Here is a 26,906-nt window from a genome sequence, read left to right on the forward strand (position 1 = left end):
GGTATCGATCTTATGAATAAAAACAACATCCCTTCCATGGACGCTTGGTTAAAGGAAGCCAAGCAGCACGAAAGCGCTAAAAAAATCGGCATGTACCTGACGCACAACGGCGTTGTCCGGGAAAGCGCCAAGGCAAAAGTGCGGCAGGGCGCAGAGAATACCCGGCCGGTTGTGGGTATGGAATTTTCCTATGATCAGGAAAAAGTAAACGCCATCATTGACGAAACTTATAAGATGGACGGCATCTATTATATCAGAACCTGGCTGGCACAGGGCCAGCTGCAGGTGGGGGACGATATCATGTACGTACTCATCGGCGGAGACATCCGGCCGCATATCATCGAGGCGCTGCAATATCTGGTGGGCCGTATCAAGAACGAGTGCGTAGTGGAAACGGAACTTTACGGGGATTGATGCGACCTATGGTTAAAAAACTGTGCGAACACTGCCTTGAAGATAATGACATTTATTTTGTAAAGACCGAACATGATAAGATTTTTATCAACGATAACTACCAGGGCCTTTTCGTACTTGACATGAAATTCAACTGCATCGACCATATGCAAATGGACGACGAACTTTTTATATATGAAGGTTTTGTCCATGATGAAGAAGTCTTTTTGCATTGTGCGGAGAATAACTGCATCATATATGTTAGTTTTAAAAAGAGGTCAAAAAAGATCGTCAATTTGCCCAATGGTTTTATGACCTCTTTTAATGAGGTGGTGCGATGGACAGACAAGCGTGTTGATTTGATTTGTGGAAACGGTCGTTTCTATCGAGTCGATTTTATGGATAATAAGATACACAAGGTGTCTTGCCCGGATAACAGCCTGCCTTACTATGAGGCCCTTTGCAAAGCAATGGAGCAAGGAGGGATTGACCATGTTATTAATTGGAAATCCGGTTATGGATACAAAAAACGATCAGATCGATTCGACCTTTATTCCGTGAGAGACGGGTTTACAGGGGAATTAGATAAGAGCGCATATCACATCTATGAAAAAGACGGCGTGCTGGCAGGTGTCGGAGAAGAAAAGATAGAGGTCCTTTATAGAGCCCAGAAAACGGTTCTTACTCCAAAGCGCGGGTATTATTTCATTGGGTTTGATGGTACAACCGTTGATGAAGAAAAAATCTTAATCACGATCCAATCTGACAAAGAGAATTGTAAAAAGAACTGGATGATATTATATAAAATATAAGAAGATGCCGTTTTCTCAGGGATCGCACGGCCGCAACAACCACCAGAGCCCCCCCCGATCAGGAATTTACCCAGGAGCAGATCAATGGCATACACCGAATTAATCAAAAACTTTGAACGTATCCGCAGCTACATGCGGGATTTTTACGTCTACGGCTTTAAGAGCCGGGACAACTTCAAACAAAAGAGCGCCCGCTCTTATGACAATGAGCGCCGGCGGATCGAAAGCTATCTGGGCGAATATATGAAGTTTCACCAGACGGCGACGGGTAAAAACGTTTTTCTATCCATCGACAGCCGCAGGACAAGGCAAAACCCTCTCTATAAAGCATGGAAGGCCAAAAGCTTTACGGACAGGGATATTACCCTGCATTTTTTGATTCTCGATATCCTCCACCAACCCGAAGAATGGCTGTCCTTGACTGAAATTATGGAAAAACTGGAAAGCGAGTACCTATCCCGCTTTCGGGAACCGATGATCCTGGATGAATCCACCGTTCGCAAGAAACTGAAGGAATATATCGGACTGGGCATTCTTGCAGATCGGAAACAAGGCAGACAGATGTATTACAGCAGGAGCGGGGAGCTGGCGATTGAGCCGATGAGGGAGGCCATCGCCTTTTTTTCAGAAACCGCGCCGGCGGGCGTGATCGGCAGCTTTCTGCTGGATCAGCCGGGAATGGAAAGCTCCGTGTTCACCTTTAAGCACCACTACATTGCCTGCACACTGGACGATGAAATTTTGTGCCGCCTGCTTTCCGCAATTTCTGACGAAAAAGAGATCGCTCTGCAGCTGACAACAAAGAATCCGCACACCAACTCCACGAGGCGGGCGGTGCCTTTAAAAATCTTTGCCAGCACACAAAACGGCAGGCGGTATTTGATGGGCTACGACCGGAAGCAGCGAAAAATCACAGCTTACCGCCTGGATCGAATCGTAAAGATAGACGAAGGAGAGGTTTCACCGGATTTTGCCAGGCTGAGGGAAAAACTTGAGACCATCCGGCCGCAGATATGGGGTGTTGTCTGCGAGAGCAGAAGCACCGCCCTGGAACATGTGGAGTTCACCATACAGATCGGGGAGGGAGAGGAGCACATCTATCAAAGATTGATACGGGAAAAGCGGTGCGGCACGGTGGAGCGCCTGGACAGCAGCACCTGCAGGTTTACCGCAGACGTCTACGACAGCGGAGAAATGATCCCCTGGATCAGAACCTTTATCGGGAGGATCCTTTCCATGAACTTTTCCAATCGGACCATTGAAAATCAATTCCGGCAGGATATTGAAGAAATGTGCCGGCTCTATGGCATAGGAGGTGAAGGGTAATGCTGTTTCATGAAATCTACGGCTGTTACTACAATACGGTCGCCAGGATCCTCAAAGAAGCGCGGAAGGGAACCGTCGATTGGGATGCGATGAGGCAGATCGTTTCGGAAAATGCCTTTTCGGAGAGTTTTCTGACAATCGAGCCGGCACTGAAAAAACAAGAATGGAAGCTGATCGATGAAAAGGGGCTCACGCCGCTGAAGCACGACCCTTCCCTGCCGGTGAGCCTGCTTCAAAAGCGCTGGTTGAAAGCGATCAGCCTGGATCCGAGGATACAGCTCTTCGACGTGAATTTTGAAGGGCTGGAGGGCATAGAGCCTTTGTTCACACCCCAGGACTATGTGGTCTTTGATCAATATGACGACGGGGATCCATATGATGACCAAGCGTACCGCGAAAACTTCCGGATGATCCTCGATGCCATAAAAAATCAGAAGCAAGTTCACGTGCTCTATGAAAACCGCAAGGGGTCGGCGCGGGAGTTTGTTTGTGTGCCCTATCAGATGGAATACTCGGAAAAAGACGACAAGTTCAGAGCCCTGGTGGCGGGTACCAGATATGCGGATATTGTCAATATCGCCAGGATAAAAGAGTGCCGCCCGGTGGGACAAAGCGATGGGCAGATAAAAGAGCCTGCGGTAAAAAAATCGGATTATTTTGTTTTAGAACTGACCGATGAAAGAAACGCTTTGGAACGGGTGATGCTCCATTTTGCCCATTTCCAAAAGGAAGCGGAGCAGCTTTCGGATCATCGATATCGGCTGCGAATTGATTACCAGCGGGATGATGAAACGGAACTGGTGATCCGGGTGCTTTCTTTCGGCCCCATGGTAAAGGTCACCGAACCGGCAGGCTTTTTAGAACGGATCAAAGAAAGACTGATGATGCAAAAAGATTGCGGACTTTAATAAGGTTCGCAACTTTTTTTCCATGATATAGGAAACCATTCCCAGTATACTAAAAACTGCAAGAATGCTTAAGCATGTGTCTGCGGCCGTACATGGGCCGGGCACTGCGGTGCGCCAGGTGTACCGGGGCGTATGTCAAAGCATGAACTGCACATGGATGGCAATCGCAAAAGCGATGGGGTTCGACTCCCCAGATCGCAGGTTCGATTCCTGCCTGAGTTTATCTGACTCAGCCAAGCGGTTTTGGTAAGTAAAATTGTGTTTTGTCTGAAAGACGAAAACAGATGACATCCGTCATCTCAAGTAAGGCAATAGGCCACGTCAAGTCGTCCTTGATCAGATATGCGTCTGGTGAAGGAGCAGGCTGACAATGAGCATTGTACCCTGCCGGAAAGAGGATACCGTTTTGTGCGCCCCAGCCGGCCAGAGCATCTGCTTCCGCCGCTGCGGCAGCAAACTGAATGTTTCCGCCGTACCATGTTCATGGCAGATTGCCAAACGAATTTCAACTGGGAGGTTTATTTATATGAAGAAAATTATCAATGAAAATCAAAGGGGGCTCCTGTTTAAAAAAGGCCGGTTTATCAGACTGGTGGAGCCGGGAGGCTGCTATTTGTTCGGCGGCGCGCAAGTGGAAATTGTTGAACTGGATGAGCCTTTGGAGCCGGTGACCTGTTCTTTGGATGTGCTTTTGAGAAATGAGGCTGTTCAGGAGCAGGTGGAGGTAGTCAATGTGGGAGATGAGGAACTGGTCCTCCACTTTGTCAACGGGCGTTTTGACCAATGCCTGGATACGGGAAGATATGCCTTTTGGTCCCTTTATGATCGGCATGAATTCATTTCCGCAGGGATTGACCGCCCGGAAGTGGCGCAGGAGATTCCCGCTCACATCTTCGACAAGATTCCCGCCAGCTATTACATAAAAACAGAGGTTGCTGAATACGAAAAGGGCGTGCTGTTCTATGATCAGAAATTCGTCGGCGTACTGGATGCAGGCACCTATTATTTCTGGAGGGGCAAGACAAAGGTGAACGTTAAGCTGGTGGATACCCGTCTGACGAGGATGGAGATCAGCGGCCAGGAGATTCTTTCCAAAGATAAAGTGACTCTGCGTATCAATTTTGTGTGCAACTATCAGGTTGTGGATTGGGTAAAAGCGATCATCAAGCTGGATAATTACCAAGAACAGCTGCACGTAGCTGCTCAGCTGATCCTCCGCGAGTATGCGGGAAATTATCGCATCGACGAGATTTTGGAAAACAAGGAAGAACTGGCGGAGAAAGTGTTTCAGAAGTTGAAAGAAAAGGAAGCGGATCTGTACGTGCAGATCAAAGAAGCGGGTATCAAAGATATTATCCTGCCCGGAGAAATACGGGAAATTATGAACACGGTCCTTATCGCGGAAAAACGCGCTCAGGCCAACGTGATCACCAGGAGGGAGGAAGTGGCGTCCACCCGTTCCCTTCTGAACACAGCCAAGCTGATGGATGAAAACAAGACCCTTTACAAACTGAAAGAGCTGGAATATGTGGAGAAAATATGCGAAAATGTAGGAGAGATTTCGGTGGCGGGAGGCGATTTGCTGGGACAGCTGCGTGAGATCGTCGGCCGTTAGCGGGATTGCGGCAAGGAGGTCCTGTAATGCAAATTCTATATCTTACAATAAAACTTTATGCTCCCTGGGTTCACTCTCTGAAAGAAAAGCGGATGATCGTCAAGAGTCTGTGCGCCAGGCTCCGCAATAAATTCAACATAGCAATCGCAGAGACGGCAGAGCAGGATACCCACCAGACGGTCGTCGTTGGTATAGCTGCTCTGGCAGCGCATCAGGCTCAGGCTGACAGCATGATGGAGAAAATCGTTCATTTTATCGAAGAGACAGTAGAGACAGAGGTTCAGTCTGTGGAGTATGAGATGAGGTGAAAGCCCTCCGCTTGCCTTTTTTCCCAGTTCAGATTAAAATAGAATTGCAGTTAATTTCTGATAAGGGGACGAGGAGGTACTTCAATGAAAAGCCATAATCTCGATAAAGACACCAGGGCGGAATTGTTTGATGTGCTGCTGGAAAACTCCTTTATAGGAATAACGATAACAGATGAAAAGGGCGAAATCGTAGTTGTAAACGAGGCTCAATCAAGGATAACCAATATACCAATCGTGGAATCAATCGGGGCAAATATGGAAAGCTATGTGGAAAGCAACTATATTTCCCAGTCCGCATCCATGCAGGTAATTCAGGATAAAAAACGAGTGGTGATTAACCAGAAATTATCTGCGGGCAAGTCCCATGTCGTTGAAGGTATTCCTGTGATGGATGATGCTGATCATATAAAATATACGGTCAATTTTTTATTGGATGAATCGGAACTGGAGGAAGCAAGGCAGGAAATCGAAACGGTTTCATCTGACAAAGAAAAACTTTTCAACAAGTATCAAGAATTGCTGGAAATCCTGAACGAACAGGAAGACATCATCTATCAGAGCAAGGTTATGCGGGATATCGTGTATCTTGCGAGCCGAGTAGCTGATCGGGATGTAGCAGTGCTGATCACAGGGCCGTCCGGTTCGGGAAAGGAATTGATCGCCAATCTGCTTCATGAAAAGAGCAGGCGAAAAACGCGACCGTTCGTAAAAATAAATTGTTCGGCAATACCGGAGCAGCTGTTGGAATCAGAGCTGTTCGGATACGAGCCGGGCGCTTTTACCGGAGGAGCGCCAAAGGGTAAGGCAGGGCTGCTCGAGTATGCGGACGGAGGGTCTATACTGCTGGACGAAATCGGCGAAATGCCGATGCAGCTGCAGGCCAAGCTCTTGCGGGTGCTGCAGGACCAGCAGGTACGCAGGATAGGCAGCACGAAAGATATTAAGGTTGATGTACGGATTATTGCTTCTACAAATGCAGATTTGAAAAAGCTCATTGCAGAAAAAAAGTTCAGGGAAGACTTGTATTACAGGATCAATATCGTAGATATCAAAATGCCCGGACTGGATAAGCGCAGAGAAGACATACCGCTTTTGATCGCTCATTTTGAAAAACGTTTTAATCAAAAATATGATTTCAATAAAAAATTCAGCATTGATGCCATCAATTATCTGATGGGTTTGGACTATTGCGGAAATGTTCGAGAATTGCAAAACATCGTCGAGCGGCTCATTGTCCAAAGTTCGAATGATGTTATTACTTTGGAGGAAGCCTTTGCTGCCATGGGTATCCTCACCATCGAGGAGGATGGGGAAGGAGGAAGGGAACTTATCAAAGTAGAAGAAGAGATGTCACTGAAAAAGATTATGGAACAATATGAAAGAAAGATCCTTCTTCATTATAAAAAAGTATATGGCAAAGGCACAGTGATGGCAGAAAAACTAAAGACTGACCAAGCCACAATCTCTAGGAAGCTAAAAAAATACGGTTTATAGAAAATATGCAGGAATACAATATTTGCGTTCCTGCATATTTTATGTTTAAGGCTGGATATTTAGAGCTTTTCGGTGGTAATACGGCCCATAATATGCAAAATTGCAAGAATCCCTTTTGGAGCAGCAAAGGCAGAAGAACATAAAAGAGACCCCACTTTGCTTAAAAAACCTTTTATATTTACAAATATTAAGAAAATTCTGCGCAGCGGCAGCGTTGGCATCATAGTTGCGCTGTAAATAAGAAATTTGTAAATAAGAGGTTTTTTGTTTTGCAGAAGAAAAGGAGGGTGTTATGTTTCACACAAAAACAATAGCGGATATTGTCATAAAAAATGGCAATGTCGTGACGGTCAACAATGGCAATGAAATACAGGAGGCCATCGCCATTAAGGAAGAAAAAATCATTTTTGTCGGCAGGACAAACGATGCAGAAGAACTGATCGGTAAGAGGACAAAGGTAATCGACGCTCAGGGAAAAACAGTCATGCCGGGATTTGTCGATGCTCATCTTCACTTGGGAATGTTTGGTTTGCTCGGCCATGGAGTCATAGATATCAGCTATCCAAAGGTTAAGTCCATCGAAGATATCAAAAGGCTGATCCGGGAGGCTGCCAAAAAGAGTGCACCGGGACGCTGGATCAAACTGCAGGGATATGATCACAACAAGCTGGAGGAAAAGAGACATCCCTCCAAAGAGGATTTGGATGAGGCCGCTCCAGAGAACCCAGTCCAGTGTATGAGATGCTGCGCCCATCTGAGCGTTTATAATTCACCGGCGCTGAAGCTGGCAGGCATTCGAGATGATACAGGCTATGCGCCGGGAGAAGTGGTGATGAATGATAAACATGAACCCCATGGATTGTTAAAGGAAACGGCTCATTGGAATGCCTGCGAGATCGTAGAATTTTACGATGAAGAGCTGAGGGGCGGCTACAAGAACGCAGATCAAATCCTGACATCTTACGGAATAACATCAGCCCATGACGCAGGAGGGTATGGCAGCAGCTATTACAGGATCATGCAGGATATGTGTAATAACAGTGAGCTGAATACTAAAATGTACTCAATGCTGTTTAATTTATTTGGAAAGGAATCCGCCCGTAATTTTTTAAAGCTTTTCGTGGGAACAGGCATACATACAGGGTGTGGAAATGAACGATTCAAATTGGGGCCTGCGAAAATCATGCTGGACGGCAGCTCCAGCGGACCTTCATCGGCGATGATCGAGCCTTATTGCCATTTGCCTTCAAAGGGGATCCTAGTATGGACCCAAGAAGAAGCGGACAAAATGGTAGCTGATCTCCACAGAAAAGGCTATCAGGTCACAGCGCATGCAGTAGGGGACCAGGCAGTGACGATCATTGTAAATGCAATCGAAAAGGCTATGAACGAATATCCAAGGGAGGATTGCAGACACAGAATCGAACACTGTGGCATTGTAAACTCCCAATTGCTCGATCAAATAGCGGAGCTGAACATAATTCCAATCGCAAACCCCGCTTTTATAGCGATAAACGGTGCCGATTACAATCGCTTTTACGGTATGCGGACAGAATACATGTTTCCTCTTAAAAGCTATTTGGAAAAAGGGATCGTGGCTGCTCTGGGGTCAGACGCTCCGGTTTCTTATCCAAACCCCATGTACAGTTTTTTCGGTGCCCTCAACAGAAAAGATCTGAAAACAGGAGAGCCGGTAGGGGCGGGCCAGAAGGTGGAACTGATGGAAGTCATACGAATGTTTACCTACAACGGGGCGTATGCCTCCTTTGATGAGGATATGAAAGGAAGTCTGGAAGAGGGGAAGCTGGCAGATGTGATTATTCTCAGTGAAAATATTTTTGATTGCCCGAAGGAAGAGATCATGAGAATCACAGTGGAGACCGTCATATCAGGCGGCGAAATCGCAGGTTAAATGGGAGGAGGATTTAAATGGATATAAATTTAGTTAAGAAAAGCAGAAGGCGCGCCTGGCTGGTTGTAACTGCGGGATTTTTTACTTATTTCTTTATTTATGGTTCGGCATTCAACTGTTTTGGTCTGTTTCTTACACCAATGACTGAAACGCTAGGGGTATCGAGGACAATCATATCCAGTCTTTTTACCATAGAGCTGCTGGTAGCTATACCGGGCGCTTTGATCTTTGGCAGAATCGCCGACAAAAGGGATCTGAAATGGCCAATGGCAATATGCTGTGCGCTGGTGGGCATAGGATATATCATGTATGCTACTGTAACTTCGGTGGCGCTGCTTTATATAGCAGCCGGACTGATCGGTATTGGAATTGCAGGAACCATACAAATACCGGCGGCGATTTTCATTGATGGCTGGTTCATCAAAAGAAAAGGATTTGCTATGGGCGTCACCATGGTTGGAAGCGGTGTGGGTGGAACGATACTATCGCAGGTCCTCACACGCGTCATTCAGTCATCTGGATGGGAAGCCGCCTATTTTGGCCTGGGCGCAGCAATCATTGTCATTACGGTTCCGCTCACTTTGGCCTTCGTTACAAAAACGCCGCATACTAAAAATATGCTCCGATATGGCGAAGAAGATGAGGCGTATATTGAGAAACTGAAAGCATCTGAATATGCGGCTTCAGAAAAAGAAGGCGATATAAGAGAGATCATGCGTAAACCAGAATTCTGGGTGCTGTTCATAGGTGTATTCTGTTTTATGCTGCCGATGGGAGCCATCAAAGGCCATGTAGTAGCTTATTTAGGCGACCTGGGATATTCACCTCAGCTTGCGGCAAATATCCTAACCATTATGGTGTTTACCGTGATACCGGGAAAGCCGTGTACAGGCATATTTTACGATAAGCTGGATTCCAGGATCGCCACTGCCATATGCGGAGTATGCATGGCAGGCGGACTGTTCTTCTCTTTGGGGGCAGGAGCCGGGATTATATTCGCGATCGCCTTTGCTGCAATTTATGGATTCGGATCAGCACTGGCATTGCTTTTGTCGGCGATCATCATCGCCATAGGATATCTGGCATGTATCATCGCATTGACAATGAGCAAAAGAAGGAAAAGGCAGAGCAGGAAACATAATTTCTGTAATTAAGGAACGTCCGATAATCGGCTCCGAACAGGGCGGCGTCAGGACAAGCGGTACAAAACATCTGATTTACAGGCCGCATAGATAAAAAGCAGAAATAAGTCAAAAACGACTATGTGAATAGTCGTTTTTGACTATAAAAATAACGTTGTTTGGGATGAATTCCTTCCTATTTTAAGAGCGGATAGTCAATTTTAGCTAGCAATAAAAATGCCTGGCTAAAATGAAATTGAAGAAAAACCTTTTGTTTCAAGGAAATAGAAGGTTTTTTGTGCGTTTCTTGAAACTAAATGTATTTGGCATACAATTTGCAATATATTAAGGTCAGTATATTATCAACAAGGACTCGGAGGCGCCGTTAATGCAGCTTGCAGATCATGCCATCTGCGGAGCTTTAAAAAAGGTGATTCCGGAAATGAGTGAACGAGGAGGAGAAACAATGACGAATGTATTAGTGGTGGGTTATGGAACAATTGGACAGAGGCTTGCCGACGGGGTTAGTCTGCAGGACGATATGAATCTGATTGGAGTTGTGGACGCGGCAATGAGTCTGTCGATCAGGGCCCTGAAAGAAAAAGGCATGCCATATGATCTTTATGCAGTAAACGAAACGTGCCGGGCCGAGCTTGCAGCAAACGGGATTCCAGTCCGCGGACTTTTGGAGGAAGCACTTGAGAAAACAGACATTGTATTGGATGCGACATCCGCAGGTGTTGGTGCGAAAAATAAAGAGCAATATAAAAAATATGGGGTTAAAGCGGTCTTCCAGGGCGGCGAGAAAAATGATGTGGCAGATGTGTTTTTTCACGGATATGCCAACTATGAAAAAGGCCTCCATGCGGATTTCCTAAAGCTGACATCCTGCAACACAACCGGATTGATCCGGGCAGTAGACTGCCTCGATAAAAAATGCGGGATTGAGAAGGTCGCGATTACCATTGTACGGAGAGTTGCGGACCCGGGAGATTACCACAGAGGATTGACCAATGCGCTGCAGGTTGACAAAGCGCCCAATCATCAGGCACTGGATCTGATGACGATTTTGCCGGAAATTAAAGCGACCGGAATCCTGGTGCACGCACCGGTAACCCATGGACACTTTATTACCGTAGTGGCAACACCGAAGAGAGATATATCAGTGAAGGAGGCAATCGATACATTCAAAGAGCACAACCGTATTCGCATGGTCAGACTGGATGAAGGATTTCAGGGCAATGCTTCAATCTTCAAATACGCAAGAGATCTTGGAAGGCCAAGAGGCGATCTGTATGAAATCTGCATCTGGGAGGACACCATCGTAAAATCTGGTAAGGATATTATGTTTGGAATACATATTCCACAGGAATCGGTAACCATTCCTGAGACGATTGATGCGATTCGTGCGGCAATGGCCATGGATACAGACGGAAAAACAGCGGTGGAAAAGACCAACAAGAATCTTGGCCTGGGAGGATGGAAATGATTAAATGGAAAACAGTGGACGATTATGATTATCGGAACAAAGTGACCTTGCTGCGAGTGGACATCAACTCTCCAATCCACCCAGGTACGAAGAAAATTGTAAACGAAAACAGGATTCATAAAAGCGCGCCAACCATCCAGAAGCTGTTAGATAAAGGTACGAAGCTGGTGATCATCGCGCACCAGGGGGATACGCTGGATTACGAAAACCTGATCCCTATGGAAGAACATGCTCAAAAGTTGAATCAATATATAAACGGGAGTATCCGCTATATTGATGATCCCTGCGGTCCGGCAGCACAGGAAGAAATCCGAAAGCTGAAGGCTGGAGAAGGACTTTTACTGGGAAACTTGCGCTATCTTACTGAAGAGACTTCAACCTTTGAGAATGTGGTAAAGCTAAAGCCAGAATTGATGGAACAGACCTACCTGGTACGATCCCTGCTTCCTTTATGTGATTATTATGTCAACGACGCCTTTTCCGCAGCCCATAGAAATGCACCTTCCATGGCTGCATTCCAGAGGCTTCTTCCTACGGCAGCAGGCGAGCTGATGTGCCGGGAAGTTGAAGCGCTGGATCAGATTATTGAATCTCCGGACCACCCATGTCTGTTTGTGTTAGGAGGTGCAAAGATTTCCGATGCCTTTGGCATGATGAAGCAAGTTCTGGAAACAGGCAAAGCGGATAAAATTCTTACTTGCGGAGTTACAGGTGAAATTATGCTGATGGCGAAAGGCTATTCATTGGGAGAAAAAAAGGAATTATTTATCCGCGAGCGGGGACTGGACCGTTTCGTACAGGAGGCAAGGCAATATCTTGATAAATACCCACAAAAGATCGATTATCCAGTTGATGTGGTGTATGAAAGAAGCGGGGAACGCTGTACGCTGGACATTGACGAATTGCCCAAGTCAGAACTGTTTATGGACATTGGAGAAAAAACGATTGAGCACTATCGACGAGAAATCATACAAGCAAAAACCATTTTTGTAAACGGACCTGCAGGCGCTTATGAAAATCCGCTTTTTGAAAGAGGAACGAAAGAAGTCTGGGAAGCGATTGCAGCTGCAAAAGGCTATTCTGTCATCGGAGGCGGCGACACCGTCAGTGCGGCGCAGCGCTATATTAATCTGGATGATATTGGTTATGTCTGCACTGCAGGAGGTGCGATGGTGAGGTATGTATCCGGGACAAAACTGCCTTTAATCGAGGCCATGGACGGTGCACAATCAAAAGGTTAAAAGAACAGAGATTCTGGGAAAGGAAAACAAAATGAATACATATAAAATTGCAGTAATCGGCGGAGACGGCGTAGGACCGGAAGTTTGCAGGGAAGGAAAAAAGGTTCTGCATAAAATTGCAGAGCTGGATAAGGGCATCGGATTTGAATTTGAGGATTTCCCCTGGGGATGTGAATATTATCTGGAGCATGGTGAAATGATGCCGCAGGATGCCCTGGAGACTCTAAAAAAATTTGATGCCGTTTACTTGGGAGCAGTTGGATTTCCGGGGGTACCGGACCATATTTCTTTGTGGGATATTCTGCTGAAAATCAGAAAAGGGTTTGATCAATATATCAACCTGCGGCCGATCAAGCTGCTGAAAGGAGCCCCATGTCCGCTTGCAGGTGTAAAGCGCGAGCAGATTGACATGCTGGTTGTGCGGGAAAACAGCGAAGGCGAATATGCAGGAAGCGGAAGCTGGATGTACAAGGGAAAAATCAACGAAGTGGTGATACAGGACAGTGTTTTTTCCAGACTGGGATGTGAAAGGGTGATTCGCTATGCGTATGAATTAGCAAAAAAAGAGAAGAAAACATTGACAAGCATTAGCAAAGCCAATGCACTTAATTACTCCATGGTATTTTGGGATCAGATTTTTGAAGAGGTCGGACGGGAATACCCGGATGTGGAAACCTACTCCTATCTGGTGGATGCGGCAAGCATGTTTTTTGTAAAAGAACCTGAGCGGTTTCAGATCGTAGTAACGTCCAATTTGTTCGGAGATATTCTCACCGATTTAGGGGCAGCGATTGCGGGAGGTATGGGACTTGCCGCAGGGGCAAATATCAATCCGGAAAGGCTCTATCCGTCCATGTTTGAGCCGATCCACGGATCTGCGCCCGACATTGCGGGAACCGGGCAGGCAAATCCCCTTGCAGCGGTCTGGTCAGTCAGCCAGATGATGGACTTTTTCGGTTATGAGGAATGGGGAAAACGCATATTGGATGCCATTGAACAGCTTCTTACAGAAAAAAAGAGCCTGCCACGCGACTTAGGAGGGAGTTCGACAACAGAAGCTGTCGGAAATGAAATTGTGCGGCTGCTGGAACGGGCGTAAAGGGTAAAGGGATAAAATGCGGCAACGCCGCATTCAATGGGGAAAATCGTATACCCTAAGAATAAAAGACCCGCTGAAAAAGCTGATGTCTTCCGCTGATATCCAATTTCTGATAGATATTGGATACATGCTTTTTTACGGTAGGCATACTGATTTGACATTGCTCCATGATTTCCGTATTGCTGAGGCCGTTTACCAGATACTGGAGCACTTCGTATTCCCGGAGGGTCAGGTGATTGGTCTCTTTGATGGAAAGAAGGATATTGTCGATGATGGTGGAATAGTCGTAAACACAGCAGGAGAAGGTCTGGTCAGAATCGTTGTAGCTGACGTTGACGTAATAGGACTTATCTTCCAGGTTGATTTTACTGTGGGTTTTCAAAGTTTCAGACACTTTGGAAGCGCCTCGGGCCGAGATTTCCTGCTTTAGCGTCTCGCACATGGCAGTAAACATATTCCGGATCGTATCCAGAGAGAGCTGAGAATGCAGGCCGGTGGTAATATTGGAATGCATGATGTTCAGATCCCGGTCGTAAACCATGTACACCAGAATATTATCGTGAGAAAACATAGTATATTTGCTTTTATCCAGATTATGCTTTGCCTCACAAACATCCTGAACGATTCTGGACAAGTGCAGTTTGAACATTTTGATCAATTCCAGATCCTGCGCGGTAAAATCCTCAGATTGCTTTGACCGATGCAGCCCAATGCCGCAGACATATCCACTGGGGGAATTTTCCACAAAGAGATTGCCCTCGATGGAATAATACATATTGCAGGGCTTGAGGCATTCTTTAAAATAGCGGGTTTTCTCCCGCTCAGAGCGGGTAAAAATCTCCGAGCTTTTGAAGATGATGGGCTGTTTCAAAGAAACGATAGGCAGAGCATCGTCCATGTCACAGACCTTGAAATAATAGTTCAGATCCTTTCCCCATCCGGCAAAGATAAAATTTTCAAATCGAATGCTGTTCTGCCCTTTTTTAAAAATATAAATATCGCCTTTTTCAAAGAAGCAAAGTTTCTTTAGTTCTTCAAGAAAGTGCTGCAAAGCGTCGATTTTATTGTATGCAACATATAAATCCGAAATCATTTTGTTAAACGTATAAAATTCATTTTCATTAAAGGTAAATGCCATAATATTTCCTCTGCATAACATTTAGCAAAAACAGACTGTATATTTATTATATTTGATTGTATTTGAAAAGTAAATGTTCAATTCGGCAAGGTATACCAACGGCTACCATGGAAAAAATCCTACTGCAGAACAATTGTCAGAAAACTTGATCGGGTATATAGTTAATCTATACTTGGAAAAGACAAGACAACGGATAAAATGACGAAGGAAGGGAGTGAAAGAAAACGAATATAAAATTTAGAGCAGCCAGCCCGGCGATTACAGACGGCAGGCTGGCTGACAGATATGGGAGCTGGTCCAGAGAAGCTGAAATCGCCTATGGTATCCCGCTTACATCTTTTCCCCTCCGGTGGGAAGGGGTACCTGCGGGCACAAAGAGCTATGCGGTCATCTTTATGGATAACGACAACGCAAAAGGGGAAGGATTTCCTTTTATACATTGGCTGGCCTGCAACATTCCGGGGGAAATGACCGAGCTTTACTACGGATAGAAAGAGAAGGGAGCAAATCACATGAACACAGAAAACAGAACTTTTTCTTTAGAAGGGGAAAACCATTTCCCCAGAATTGAAAAGCTGATCGAAGACTACAGAAAAGCCCGGCCCAGCGTAGATATCGAGCGGGCCAGAATCTATACCGAGTCTTTCAAAGAAACAGAAGGGGAAGACATCATTACCAGACGGGCCCAGGCCTTCAAGGATTACTGCGAGAAAAGAGAGATACGGATTGCAGACCACCAGCTGATTGCAGGCGATGTCGCCAGAATCCCCAGGGCTGGAGTTGTAGACCCGGTGTTTCACTGCGGCTGGCTCAGCGAAGAACTGGACACCATTTCCACAAGAAAACAGGATCCCTATTTCATTTCGGAAGAGGATAAAAAAGAACTGCGGGAAACCATTTTTCCATATTGGAAAGGCAAAATTGTCAGCGAACTCTGGCTCCGCCAAATCCCGCCTTATGTAAGAGAAATGGCCGTCAAGACCGGCATCATCGACGTGGAGATCAAAACTCAGAGCGCGGCCGGAGAGACAGCTCCTTACTGGGAAAAGGCCATGAATACCGGCCTGGGACAGATGGAAAAGGAGCTTGCGGAGGCCATCGACGCTCTGGATCCGATTGATCCGGAAAGCTATGAAAAAATTACGTTTTATAAAGCCTGTAAGATGACCTTAGAAGGCTTAAAGCATTATATCCTGCGGTTTGCCGGTCTGGCTGAAGAGCAGGCCGATCAGGCGGCAGGCAAAAGAAAGGAGGAGCTGGAACGCATTGCTGCCAACTGCCGCTATCTTTCAGATAACAAACCAAAAACCTTCTGGCAGGGGCTGCAGCTTACTTACTTCATCCTGGCAGGCTGCATGATGGAAGGCAACGGCCCTTCCTATTCGCCGGGAAGAATGGACCAGTATCTGTATCCTCTGTACGCAAAGGATATGGAAGAAGGAAGACTGACGGATGCACAGACGCTGGAGCTGATCGAGGCATTCTATGTAAAGACAGCGGAATCCACTTGGTTTCTCAGTGCAAATGCGGCCATGTACTTTGCGGGATATCAGCCGTTTCACAGCATTATCGTAGGCGGGATTGACAAGAGGGGAAAGGATGCGACCAACCAGCTGTCCTACCTGTTTATCACAGCTAAAATGGATGTACAGCTTCACAGCCCCTCTCTGTGCGCCCGGGTACACCAGCAGTCGCCAGAGGAGCTGATTGCCCACATCGCCAAACTGGCCAGACTGGGAACCGGATTTCCGGCTATCTATAACGATGAAGTCGCCATTAAGATGATGCTGCTGTCCGGAGGAACGATGGAAGAGGCCAGAGACTATCAGATGGTTGGGTGTGTTGAGCCGTTTATGGGCGGCAAGATGGCCAAATGGTCAGACGGCGGCCACTACAACTATGCGGCGGCCATGGAATTCGTTCTCCATAACGGAAGAAGCATTATCAATGAGAACAAGCTGCTGGGTTTGGAAACAGGTGATCCACAGGACATGACTTACGATGAAATCAAAGATGCGGTGAAACAGCAGCTCAAATATATGATCGAGTCCATCAGCATCTGCGCCAATGTCAATGAGAAGGTCTGCGCAGAGCTGACACCGTACCCGTTTATTTCCACATTCCTGGAAGGGACGTTACATACAGGAAAAGATCTGACCCGGGGTGGTGTGAAATATACCATCGGACCGGCGCTGATCGGCACAGGCATTGCAGATCTGGTTAACTCGCTTTCCGCAATTAAGAAGCACGTCTTTGATGATAAGACGATTACTATGGGTGAGTTGATCCAGGCACTGAAAGCAAATTTTGATGGTTATGAAAAAATCCGTCTCATGCTGCAGAATACAACGCCGATGTACGGAAATGACATTGAAGAGGTGGATGCGCTGGCAGGAGAAATGACTGATTACGCCTACAGTGTGATTTCCCAGTGCAAATCCTGGAGAGGTCCGCACTTTATTTCCGGTCTGTACCCGGTATCCTCACATGTTCCCCACGGACTGGTGGTAGGCGCTCTGCCTTATGGGCGGCTTTCAGGAAAGGCCCTTGCGGACGGATGCTTCCCAAATGGCGGAACCGACCACGAAGGACCAACTTCCGTATTAAAATCGGTTTCCAGAATCAATCACGAAGTCCATACCTCGGGCACCCTGCTGAATATGAAACTGGACCCTCAAAGTGTTTCGGGAGATTTGGGAATCAAGCGGATTTCCGACATCATCCGTACATTTGTAGACTTGAATATCTATCACATTCAGTTCAATGTAGTGAGCCGTGAGCTGCTGCGAGCAGCGCAGGACAAACCGGAAGAACACAAATCACTGATCGTGCGAGTAGCCGGATATAGCGCCTACTTCACGGAACTTTGTGAAGAAATGCAGGACGACATCATCAACAGAACCATACATCAGGCTTAAATACAGGAGATTTGTCAATGAAGGAAAAACGGACAGGGATTATCTTTAATACGCAGAAATTTTCCATACATGACGGCGGCGGGATACGGACCCTGATTTTTATGAAGGGCTGCCCGCTGCGGTGTATCTGGTGCAGCAATCCGGAATCCCAGAGGCCGGAGCCGGAGATCACAGATGTAAAAACCAATTGTATTGGCTGCGGAGACTGCGTTTGTGTATGTCCGAAGGAGGCAGTCAATCCGTTGACCTTTCAGATTGACCGGGGCAAGTGCGATGCCTGCGGCCTGTGCGCGAAAAGCTGCTACGCACAGGCTAAAAAGCTGACCGGTCAGGTAGTGACTGTGGAGGAGCTGGTGAATATCGCTGTAAAGGATCAGGTCATATACCGGAATTCAGGCGGCGGTGTGACGGTCGGAGGCGGCGAGCCTCTGACCCAGCCGGACTTCGTTTACGAGTTTCTCCGTGCCTGCAGCATGCGCAACATCCATACGGCCATTGAAACCTGCGGCTTTGGAGACTGGTCTGAGGTGGAAAAGGTTTTTCACCAGGCCGATCAGATTTTATTTGATTTGAAATGCATGGATGAGGAAAAGCATCGGGCGTATACTGGCGTAAGTAATAAAAGCATCCTGCTCAACGCAGAAAAGGCGGCGGCCTCAGGCAAAGAGATCCGCTTTCGGGTCCCGGTGATCCCAGGGGTAAACGACGGGGAGAATATACGGCAAACCGGAGCGTTTGTCCGTGGGCTGCAGAGGCAAAACAGTCAGGTGAAGGTTGAACTGCTGCCTTATCATAATTTTGGAAAAGACAAGTATAAATGGCTCGGCAGAAAGTATGATCTGGAGCCTTTAGAGCGTATGGAAAAAGAGGAGTTGGGCCGATATTACAAGGTGTTGGAAGAATTGGACTGTAATGTCGTATATTAAAAAAGGAGCCGGTCGCTGTGCATTCAGTGGCCGGCTCCTTTTGTTGGGCTTCCGCATAGATTGGAAAAATGTCGCTTCGCGATCTTTCCTCATTGATGCGACAGCCCAACTCGATTAATTTATATGAAATGGCTATTTCACATAGGTCTCCATTGGGCGGATCATATAGTTGAGAGGGCCCATCTTATCGGTCGTAACATAGCCTGGCTCGGAGTTCATGACATCCGGTATCCGGTTAACAACGGAAGCACAGGTAATGGCTACGGTGTCCGGTTTCTTTAATACGAAGTCCTGGGTCGGTTCTCCGTAAAGGGTCCATTTGATCAAATCCTCTTCGCCGGGAGCATATACTTTTCCCACACACTCGGTTTCCAGCGTGATGCCTTCTTCTGTAGTGGTAATCACCGTAGCGGAGAGCCCGACTGCATGGCCGGCGGGGATTTCTGTCTGCAGAACATCGGACCATAACGGCTGATCGCAGGTCTGAGGGATGAATTTCTGTTCCTGTGTCTTTACAGTCAATCCCAGCAGGGAACAGATCCAGCCGTTGGCATTCCACATGTAGCATGGAAGGAAATCTTCTGTTTCCAGTACTTCCTGTCTCTTTTCCTCAGAAATATTATTAACAGCGGCAATGGTCTTTTCAAATTCATCCAGCGACAGGTTGACGCCATGAACCTTGGCCAGGGCAACTCCGTAATCTTCCGAATTATATACAACAGAGCCTTTAATTTTGGTGACTTTATTGGATGCCCCGGCGATGGTGGAAATAATGTATCCCCAGCCCATGTCCTGTGCTCCGGTCCCGCAGATGGTACAGTTGTTCTTTTTTGCAAGCTCATCGATTTCCTTTGTCATCTTATAGCGGGAGTTCCATGGATAAAAGGCCTCTTCACATGTGGAGATGGCATTAATGCCCAATTCCGCGCAGAGAAGGAAGATGTCCTGACAGTCGGGGAGAAGGGCCATGGTTTCAACAATGCATACATCCGGCTTAGTCTGGGTGAGGATCTGGCGGGCATCCTTGGCGTAGCTGACTTTAACGCCCTTGTTTTCTGTGCCCATGATCTCGCCAATATCTTTGCCAAAGGCGCGGTCGGATTTACCAAAAGCGCAGACCACCTCGCCACCATGGTCATAGACATACTTCATAGTTGGACCAGCCATTTTTCCACTTCCATACTGAGCAACTTTTACTTTACGATTCATTTTTTACCTCCTAAAATTTTCACAATGATTGATATGTTGATACGGCAAAATCAGCCGATCTGGATAAACACAAGTTATAACGGATATAAGGGCAGCCCTTTCACGAGGCGGGCTGCATTTTGACCAAAGATTCGCCCTTCCTTTTTCGTCAGAGCAGGCGGCCTCTTTTCCAGGATACAGGTCCCGGGCCCAGCCTTCTGATGCATGAGAAACACCTTCTCTTTTGATATTCCGATTGCAATGCCCACCTTGGAAGCCTGAGCTGAGCCAAAGGTGTGCTCGTTCAGAGCAGAGGCGGGCGCAAGGGTGCGGGTGCTGAACAAGCCTTCCTCCTCGATTCCGTACTCGATCTGCGTCACATAGCAGGATAGGGAGTCCTCGGTATAAAGCAGGTGGATTGCCGGGTATCGGTTATTCATGGCCCCCTCCTTTTTGCGCTTTTGCTGCGCCATCTGGTTGGGGTGAAGACTTGCGGTCAAAGGCTTCTTCTTTCTGAAGGAATGCATAAAGCAGGCCGCTAGCAACCGCATTCCGCGGCCCCATGCACCCGCGAATATTGCCTTTCCCGCTGGTGATGCCATAGTAGGCCAAAACATCCGTCAGCATATTTGGGAGTTCAAAGTCCAGTGAAGAGCCACCGACCAGCACCACATGCTCGAATTCATGAAGGGTGCCTGTAGCAGAAACCTTCAACAATGCCCGAAGCACATTGTTGACAAAGACCTTTCGTTTGATCTCTCTGCGGACGGAACGAACCTTTTCCAAAGAATGCCTGGTATTGATCGGCAGATATCCGTCCGGTTGAATGGACAAAAGTTTGGCGAAAAAGTCACTGTGGAGCGGCTCTTTGAAAAACTCCACACTTCCGTCTTCGTGGCGCAGGTGAAACAGGGACTCGGCTCTTGCCAGAGGATATTTTTTGATGGCTTCCGCTTCTTCTCTGGAAGAAAGGCCCAGCTCTGCCTGGATCAGCTCGGTCACCATGTTGCCCGCGCCAGCCAGGTGGATGGTCTTTTTCTGGCCATCACTGTGAAGATAACAGGAATCCGTAGATCCGGCGCCAATATCAACAACCAGGATGGGCGTTCCGCTTCCCGGCGTCGTGAGGGTTCCAAGGACTGCCATATCTCCCTCGACACCGCCGATCTCCGTGGGGCAGCCGACTGTTTCCTCCAGTAGAGCCGCCAGGTGCTGCATGTGCAGCTTTTGGGTCTTTACCATGGCCGCGATGCCGACGGATTTTTCCATATAAAACTCATTGGCCAAGGAGCCGATCACATTTTGCGGCACCAAAGTGTCTACGGCCATCAGATCCTGAATAAAGATGGAATCTTCCGGCGTATCGGTGACTTGAGCCATCTTTTTGCGAACCGACTCCAGCATACCGCCGACATTCGTACCGCTGCTGCCGTGGACATCACGAATCGAACCGGCACGTTTCACCTGATCCATAATTTTTTGGGCACCGTCGTCCACGTTGACCCGGTACTGCTGCCTCTGTCCGTCGATGATGATTTCGCCCGCCGGGATGATCCGTTCATGGATGCTGCCGGAAGGCGTTTTGATGACAACGGCAGAGCGGTTGCCGATCAGCGCTTTGGCAATATGGATTACATGCTTTGTCTCCGCAGAAGAGAGAGAAAAGGCGGTCGCAATGCCATAGGGGTTGGTGAGAAAGTCGATCGACGCACCCGGCCTTGCCACCTCTACGGCACACAGATAATCCACCGGAACCTTATCGATGAGGGAGACCTCATCCACGATGGGAAGGGTTTCCGAAAGCCGATTGCAGATCAGCACCCCGTCATCATTTTGGACGATCAGTCCTTTGATGGAATAACCATCTTCAATGGCCAGATTAACCTCCCTGGCTGCGGTAATAAAGTCGTGCTCCTCTGAAATAATAACGATATGCGGCTTTTGTTTATCTGCTGCGGGAAGATCCTCCAAAAATACGGTGTAGCCGATGCCAAGACCAAGGCCACCGGGAGTGTCCGGGTTGTGGCCAATCATGGCAGATTCGGTAATGACCGTCTGAGTGATCGTTTCCATGGCAAAATCACCGATCACAGGAGTTGCCTCGTTAATACGGATCAGATCCAGAGAAGACAGCGGGATATCCATATCCGCACAGGCTTCTTTTAGAGAATTGATCATTCCGTAAAGGTTGTCTTTTGTACCTTTGATACCGGTTGTTTTTGTTATTCCGCTGGTGCAGCGAAGCAGCCGCCCATCCTGGATCTTGCCCAGAGCAGTTTCGGTGGTAGCATTTCCGATATCGATACCAGCTACATAAGTGATCATAGGCTGCTCCTTTTACCGGTTGTGCTTGAGGCGGTTGCTGTCTTGCAGGATTTCGCCTGCCTCCCGGACGAACTGAGCGGTCTCAGCGGCTCCGTATTTGTTTTCCAAAGCATCGGCAACCGCTAAAATGTCTTCCATTTCACTACGGAAAGGGCGAATAGTGTTATAGACTTCCAAAATATAGTCATCGGGAACATTGGTCAGCTCCGCCGCGCGCCGCAGATTGGCCGCAATCTGAATATCGCCTGCCGACTGGGCGATTTCGGCCTGCATCAGCAAGGTGTCCTTGTGGATCTTTCCGTCCTCCATTTTGACCGTCCCTGCCAGAACGTTTTCCATGGTCAGTTGGCCTATGGGTCTTCCGGACATGGCTTTCAGTTTGTCAGGGTGCTTTTCCAGGAGTGGATAATCGGTTTTGTAATTTAAGGTATTCATGGGTTTTGCCGTTCCTTTCTGTAATTATATAAAAGAGACTTCAAGCTCTACCGGTTTGATGTTTTTGATCTGAGCTGTTTCGTGGTTGTGAAGAAGGGTTGTTTTCAACATATAAAATCTCGTGCTGCTGTCGATATCGCCGGGAAGCGGTTCAGGGCTTTCCCCTTTTGCGTATTTGGCCGCATTTTTTCCGATAGCCCGGTAGGTTTTTTTGTCATAAAGCGGCGACTGAGGGAAAAGCTCCAGATTGTCCAAAGGTACCAGATCTTTTTGATGGATCACCGTAGTCCCTCTTGACTGGATACCGATGCTGATGCCTGAGCCGCTCAGCCTGGAACCTGCGCTGCTGATTACAGCCAGATCAGAGGAGCTGTAGCATTTGATAAAGCGCGGTTTCATGCCTTCCTCTTCGATGCCGGCAGCAAGCTCGCGGAGCACGATTTCATGGGGGAGGTCTACGATGGTCTTTCGCTGCTGCTGCCCAAAGCTTGGAGAAACTGCAATAACAACTTCATCTGGATTTGTACCAGGAGCGGCAGGGCCGCATTCGGTGATGCCATTGATGTAGGATTCATCCCTGGAGTCGATAAAGTCATCTGTGGAAACAGCGCCCATGTGCTGCTGCATCTGATCCCACCGCGCATCCGAGATCTGATAGCCGGTCGTCGGTCCGGCATAGTCGTTTTCGTTATTGATCGCGCTTATCACGTGGAAGTTTTCGTCAAAGATTGCAGAGGTGTGCAGATAGTCTCCTGCCACGCGCTGCTTGAGCATGGTCAGGATGTTTTCTGCAAGCTCCTCGTATCCGGCCTGGTACAAAACCTTCACAATATCAAAACCATTAAAATCGCTTTCCATAATGTGGGTAGCCGCTTTTATGTCTTCTGCAACGTTTCTCTTTGGCATATCGGAAGATTTGTAGGCGTAAACAGCAGCCTCTACTTCTTCATCGGTGATCTCAGGAAAATCCATCGCGTAGAACAGTGCCTGCATAGCCTGGGCTGCTTTGCGGCGATGAGCAATTACCTCCTCATTGCTGACTGGATGCAGTGCTCCATCTACCTTCATATCGCGCTGAACCATATAATAGTTGGCGTAGTTATCGCAGTCCATGGTGCTGGCGGAGAAGGTGTTGTCGCAGTTGGGAATAGAGGCATACCCGGAGGTGACCAGATCGGTGCCGGGCAGCATCTGCATCAGTAGCTTGGACATGCTGCGAGCCAGAGAGTGGGAAAAATAGGTGTCGTTACCAGAGGCTACTTCCAGTCCCAGCATAGAGGTCAGCAGATTTTCTGCGGCAACAGCCCGAAGCCCTGAGGGCATGGACGAGGATAGGGGCAGTCCGTCGATAGAACCGTTCTGCGTGCCCTGGGAGCCGCCAGCTTTTACCATCCAGACACAGCGCGCTTCCAGATACAGCATGGATTTTCCTTCCGCATAGCCCATCATGACCTCAGAGCCGGTACCAGAGGAAAAACGCATTTTCATACCCCGGGCGGCGTAGGCGGATGCCAGGAAAGATTTTGACCAGGGAGTATCATCTCCGTCAGACATGACCGCCTCGGTACCATATACGGAAACGGTTTCTGCGTAAGAGGTGAAGCCCTTCATGCCGATCTTCAATTCGGTGGCTTCCTCCAGGGAACACTGGGTGATAACGCCTGGGCGGCCGACCTGGCTTCCGATCATCAGCGCAATCGCGTTGAGCGGTGCGCAGCGAGTCACACTGCAGGTAGTCTCCAGTTCGGCAAAACCGCGGAGGGCAGCTTCGGCGGCATCGGCAGCCATCAGTACCGGATTGTCCAGCAGGTTGGTCACATGGGCCTGATTGGCCGGACTTTTTCTGGCTCGCATTTTCATTTGTGCCATCATGATTTCCACAACGTTCATTTTGCTGACCACATCGACCAGTTTGGCAGGAGTCAGGCCGGAGGCAATCTTCAAAAGGTCACGTCTTGAAACGTTGATATCTACCAGCATCTTTGCGATTTCCGCGGAATCAAGGGCCATAGAGGTTTCCGCCTCAGAGACATTGATTCCATATTTAACAATAAATTTGTCGATAAAGTCAAATTCATCCCTGGTTTTTCCATCCATCTCCACAATCTGGCCATCTATGATTTTAATGCTGGGGCGAGGGTCGTTGGGGCTGTCCAGTGCGACTAAACCGACTGCAGGATCCTCCCACGCGATAACATCTTGGGTTACAGGGGCCTGCTCATATTTTTGTCTTCGTTTTGTTGATTTCATTTCCTACTCCTTTTCTACTTTGGTTTCTTTAAGAATCCCTGTGAGGACCATAAAAGTTTCCTCGTAACCTTATTTTAACATAAAGATTGCTCAATATTCTGAAAATTCTCCTGAGAAACGATGGGGACGAAAATCTTTATGCTATTTAATAAAGCAAATTTTATGCCAAAGATAATCGGCCCTAAAGAATAATGATAAAACTATACTGGCGGCTACTGTTGGAATGGGGCGTTTTCTGCTATAATAAGAATGTAGAAAAAGCGGAGGCAAGTGGAAGGAGGATAGAGCATTATGGAAAAAAAACATTCAGAGAAAAGCAGTTCGCCATGTGAAACATGCCGCCATTATGAAGAAAAACGAATGGATATCTTGTTCGAAGTTATGGATAATGAGAATGATGTGACCTTAGCGGACGGGAAGGGCGTTGTGCTGAGAGTCAGCGATTCCTACGAAGACCATTTCGGTCTGAAGAAAGAGGAAATTATAGGTAAAACCGTGTGGGAGCTGGAGGATATGGGGGTCTTTAAGCCGTCGGTAACTGCTGCTGTTTTGGAAAAGAAGAAAAACACCACCATTATGCAGAAGAACAAACAGGGGCGGGATGTACTGACTACTGGTGTTCCTGTTTTCGGAAAAGATGGAGAAATCGCATATGTAGTCAGCTTTAATTCGATTCATATTGCAGGCGTTACGAGCCTGCAGAGCCAATATGAACAGTTAAACACAATGATGCAAGCGTATAATCAGGAAATCAATAAGCTTCGATTAAGAGATTTGAGAGAAAAGAAATTTATCAAAAAGAGTAAGAGTATGGAAAATATCAGCGAATTGATTTCGCAGATTGCGGATACAAACGCGTCCGTATTGATTACAGGAGAAACGGGTGTGGGAAAAAGTATGGTTGCCAAGCTCATTCATGAAAACAGCAACCGTTCAGAAGGCCCTTTTGTGGAGATCAACTGCGGGACAATTCCTGAAAATTTAATCGAATCCGAACTGTTCGGCTATGAAAAAGGATCCTTTACAGGAGCCAACAGCAAAGGGAAAATAGGAAAAATAGAGCTGGCAAAAGGAGGAACTTTGTTCCTGGACGAAATCGGCGAAATCTCGCTCAATCTGCAAATTAAATTTCTGCAGGTCATACAGGAAAAATTGATAACAAGAGTAGGTGGACTTAGTAAAATCGAGGTGGATTTCCGTCTGATCACCGCGACGAACCGCGACCTGGAAGACGATATTCATCGGGGGCTCTTTCGGGAGGATTTGTTTTATCGTCTGAATGTAATACCAATTCATATTCCGCCTCTGCGCGAACGCAGGGAAGATGTCCTGCCGTTGATTTTGAATGCTTTGGAACGGTTTAATTCTCAATATGGAAGACATATAAAATTGTCGGCAGATGCCCTTCAGATATTGGAACGGCAGACGTGGCCCGGGAACATCCGCCAGATAGAAAATCTGGTTGAACGGATGGTCGTTACTTCCAGGGGCGAGCTAATAAGGATAGAAGACCTGCCTGCTGACTTGGAATGGGAGACCATGCAGCAGACGCCGGAAACAACGGGACAGCTGAAAGAACGGCTAGAAAATTATGAACGCAACATCTTTATCGATGCCTTTAAGGAACATCAGTCAAGCGTAGCAGTGGGAAAAGCCTTGGGAATCAGTCAGACAACGGCTGCGAGAAAGCTGCGTAAGTATATTCCGGGATATGCAAATTTGAACTAGTCAAAAATAGCTATTATAGTCAAAAATGGCTATGGTATGAAAAAGTGCTGTTATATTCAGATTTAGGCACGAGGAAGAGGAAAAAGGAGGTTTAAAAGTATAGCCAAAAATGCCTAGTCCTGCAACAGGCCCATGGTTGAAACCCTGGGATGAATCGAAATCTTTTGATCAAATTCCAGCAGGATAAAGGACTTGATTTTTTTAGTGCAAATCCGTAAATTCTCCTAAAATCCGTAACGCCCGAAAATTTTTTTGTCCTGCAGTTCAGTGATTTCTTAGT

The 26,906-nt window shown here is 47.2% G+C and carries 22 protein-coding genes; 16 read left to right on the plus strand and 6 right to left on the minus strand.

Going from position 1 to position 26,906, the window contains the following annotated elements:
• Nucleotides 1-12: 12 nt before the first annotated feature.
• The 12 genes from LG211_RS11475 (at nt 13) to LG211_RS11530 (ending at nt 13,718) form a co-directional block, all read left to right on the plus strand.
• Nucleotides 13-414, plus strand: a complete 402-nt coding sequence (locus LG211_RS11475) for a molybdenum cofactor biosynthesis protein MoaE (protein WP_148398579.1) — start codon at nt 13-15, stop codon at nt 412-414.
• A gap of 8 nt (nt 415-422) precedes the next feature.
• A complete protein-coding gene (locus LG211_RS11480) occupies nt 423-1,205 on the plus strand; it encodes a hypothetical protein (RefSeq protein WP_269477571.1) in 783 nt (260 codons plus the stop codon).
• Between the two features lie 84 nt (nt 1,206-1,289).
• The gene (locus LG211_RS11485; RefSeq protein ID WP_148398573.1) at nt 1,290-2,531 is read left to right on the plus strand and encodes a WYL domain-containing protein; all 1,242 of its coding nucleotides are present in this window, start codon (nt 1,290-1,292) and stop codon (nt 2,529-2,531) included.
• On the plus strand, nt 2,531-3,439 hold the full coding sequence (locus LG211_RS11490) for a WYL domain-containing protein (protein ID WP_148398571.1): 909 nt from the start codon (nt 2,531-2,533) through the stop codon (nt 3,437-3,439). Before LG211_RS11485 ends, LG211_RS11490 begins: the two co-directional genes overlap by 1 nt.
• 370 nt (nt 3,440-3,809) lie before the next feature.
• Complete coding sequence (locus LG211_RS11495; RefSeq protein WP_269477572.1) at nt 3,810-5,054, plus strand: slipin family protein; 1,245 nt, start codon at nt 3,810-3,812, stop codon at nt 5,052-5,054.
• Nucleotides 5,055-5,080: 26 nt separating this feature from the next.
• Nucleotides 5,081-5,362, plus strand: coding sequence for a DUF503 domain-containing protein (locus LG211_RS11500; protein ID WP_253019843.1), 282 nt, complete (start codon nt 5,081-5,083; stop codon nt 5,360-5,362).
• A gap of 84 nt (nt 5,363-5,446) precedes the next feature.
• Complete coding sequence (locus tag LG211_RS11505) at nt 5,447-6,856, plus strand: sigma-54 interaction domain-containing protein (RefSeq protein WP_269477573.1); 1,410 nt, start codon at nt 5,447-5,449, stop codon at nt 6,854-6,856.
• A gap of 292 nt (nt 6,857-7,148) precedes the next feature.
• Nucleotides 7,149-8,768, plus strand: a complete 1,620-nt coding sequence (locus tag LG211_RS11510) for an amidohydrolase (RefSeq protein WP_269477574.1) — start codon at nt 7,149-7,151, stop codon at nt 8,766-8,768.
• A gap of 17 nt (nt 8,769-8,785) precedes the next feature.
• Complete coding sequence (locus LG211_RS11515) at nt 8,786-9,922, plus strand: MFS transporter (RefSeq protein WP_253019841.1); 1,137 nt, start codon at nt 8,786-8,788, stop codon at nt 9,920-9,922.
• 433 nt (nt 9,923-10,355) lie between these two features.
• Nucleotides 10,356-11,378, plus strand: coding sequence for a type II glyceraldehyde-3-phosphate dehydrogenase (locus tag LG211_RS11520; protein WP_253019840.1), 1,023 nt, complete (start codon nt 10,356-10,358; stop codon nt 11,376-11,378).
• The gene (locus LG211_RS11525; protein WP_269477575.1) at nt 11,375-12,619 is read left to right on the plus strand and encodes a phosphoglycerate kinase; all 1,245 of its coding nucleotides are present in this window, start codon (nt 11,375-11,377) and stop codon (nt 12,617-12,619) included. Before LG211_RS11520 ends, LG211_RS11525 begins: the two co-directional genes overlap by 4 nt.
• A 31-nt stretch (nt 12,620-12,650) precedes the next feature.
• Nucleotides 12,651-13,718, plus strand: coding sequence for a tartrate dehydrogenase (locus tag LG211_RS11530; protein WP_148395962.1), 1,068 nt, complete (start codon nt 12,651-12,653; stop codon nt 13,716-13,718).
• Nucleotides 13,719-13,773: 55 nt separating this feature from the next.
• On the opposite strand, the gene LG211_RS11535 is transcribed toward LG211_RS11530, so the two are convergent.
• Nucleotides 13,774-14,856, minus strand: coding sequence for a response regulator transcription factor (locus LG211_RS11535; protein ID WP_227755384.1), 1,083 nt, complete (start codon nt 14,854-14,856; stop codon nt 13,774-13,776).
• A gap of 323 nt (nt 14,857-15,179) precedes the next feature.
• Between LG211_RS11535 and LG211_RS20150 the strand changes: the two genes are divergently transcribed.
• From LG211_RS20150 to LG211_RS11545, 3 genes are read left to right on the plus strand one after another with little or no spacing between them, the layout of a single operon-like run.
• Nucleotides 15,180-15,347 (plus strand): YbhB/YbcL family Raf kinase inhibitor-like protein, encoded by a 168-nt coding sequence (locus LG211_RS20150; protein ID WP_417448605.1) that lies wholly within the window; start codon nt 15,180-15,182, stop codon nt 15,345-15,347.
• Nucleotides 15,348-15,368: 21 nt separating this feature from the next.
• Nucleotides 15,369-17,774, plus strand: coding sequence for a glycyl radical protein (locus tag LG211_RS11540; RefSeq protein ID WP_269477576.1), 2,406 nt, complete (start codon nt 15,369-15,371; stop codon nt 17,772-17,774).
• Between the two features lie 17 nt (nt 17,775-17,791).
• Nucleotides 17,792-18,700 (plus strand): glycyl-radical enzyme activating protein, encoded by a 909-nt coding sequence (locus LG211_RS11545; RefSeq protein WP_269477577.1) that lies wholly within the window; start codon nt 17,792-17,794, stop codon nt 18,698-18,700.
• 132 nt (nt 18,701-18,832) lie between these two features.
• Here the strand turns inward: LG211_RS11545 and LG211_RS11550 are convergent, their stop codons facing one another.
• The 5 genes from LG211_RS11550 to LG211_RS11570 all read right to left on the minus strand — a co-directional run bounded on the left by LG211_RS11550 (nt 18,833) and on the right by LG211_RS11570 (nt 24,898).
• The gene (locus tag LG211_RS11550) at nt 18,833-19,909 is read right to left on the minus strand and encodes an NAD(P)H-dependent amine dehydrogenase family protein (RefSeq protein ID WP_148395958.1); all 1,077 of its coding nucleotides are present in this window, start codon (nt 19,907-19,909) and stop codon (nt 18,833-18,835) included.
• A gap of 74 nt (nt 19,910-19,983) precedes the next feature.
• The gene (locus LG211_RS11555) at nt 19,984-20,328 is read right to left on the minus strand and encodes a glycerol dehydratase reactivase beta/small subunit family protein (protein ID WP_253019836.1); all 345 of its coding nucleotides are present in this window, start codon (nt 20,326-20,328) and stop codon (nt 19,984-19,986) included.
• Nucleotides 20,321-22,213, minus strand: coding sequence for a diol dehydratase reactivase subunit alpha (locus LG211_RS11560; RefSeq protein WP_272490569.1), 1,893 nt, complete (start codon nt 22,211-22,213; stop codon nt 20,321-20,323). Before LG211_RS11560 ends, LG211_RS11555 begins: the two co-directional genes overlap by 8 nt.
• Before the next feature lie 12 nt (nt 22,214-22,225).
• Entirely contained in the window at nt 22,226-22,648 is a 423-nt protein-coding gene (locus LG211_RS11565; protein ID WP_148395956.1) for a diol dehydratase small subunit, read from the minus strand.
• A 24-nt stretch (nt 22,649-22,672) separates the two neighbouring features.
• A complete protein-coding gene (locus LG211_RS11570) occupies nt 22,673-24,898 on the minus strand; it encodes a propanediol/glycerol family dehydratase large subunit (RefSeq protein WP_148395955.1) in 2,226 nt (741 codons plus the stop codon).
• A gap of 291 nt (nt 24,899-25,189) precedes the next feature.
• Between LG211_RS11570 and LG211_RS11575 the strand changes: the two genes are divergently transcribed.
• On the plus strand, nt 25,190-26,626 hold the full coding sequence (locus tag LG211_RS11575) for a sigma-54 interaction domain-containing protein (RefSeq protein WP_148395954.1): 1,437 nt from the start codon (nt 25,190-25,192) through the stop codon (nt 26,624-26,626).
• Nucleotides 26,627-26,906: the final 280 nt, after the last annotated feature.

The sequence above is a fragment of the Hominibacterium faecale genome (genome assembly GCF_020734085.1).
In the GTDB taxonomy this organism is placed as follows: Bacteria; Bacillota; Clostridia; order Peptostreptococcales; family Anaerovoracaceae; genus Hominibacterium; species Hominibacterium faecale.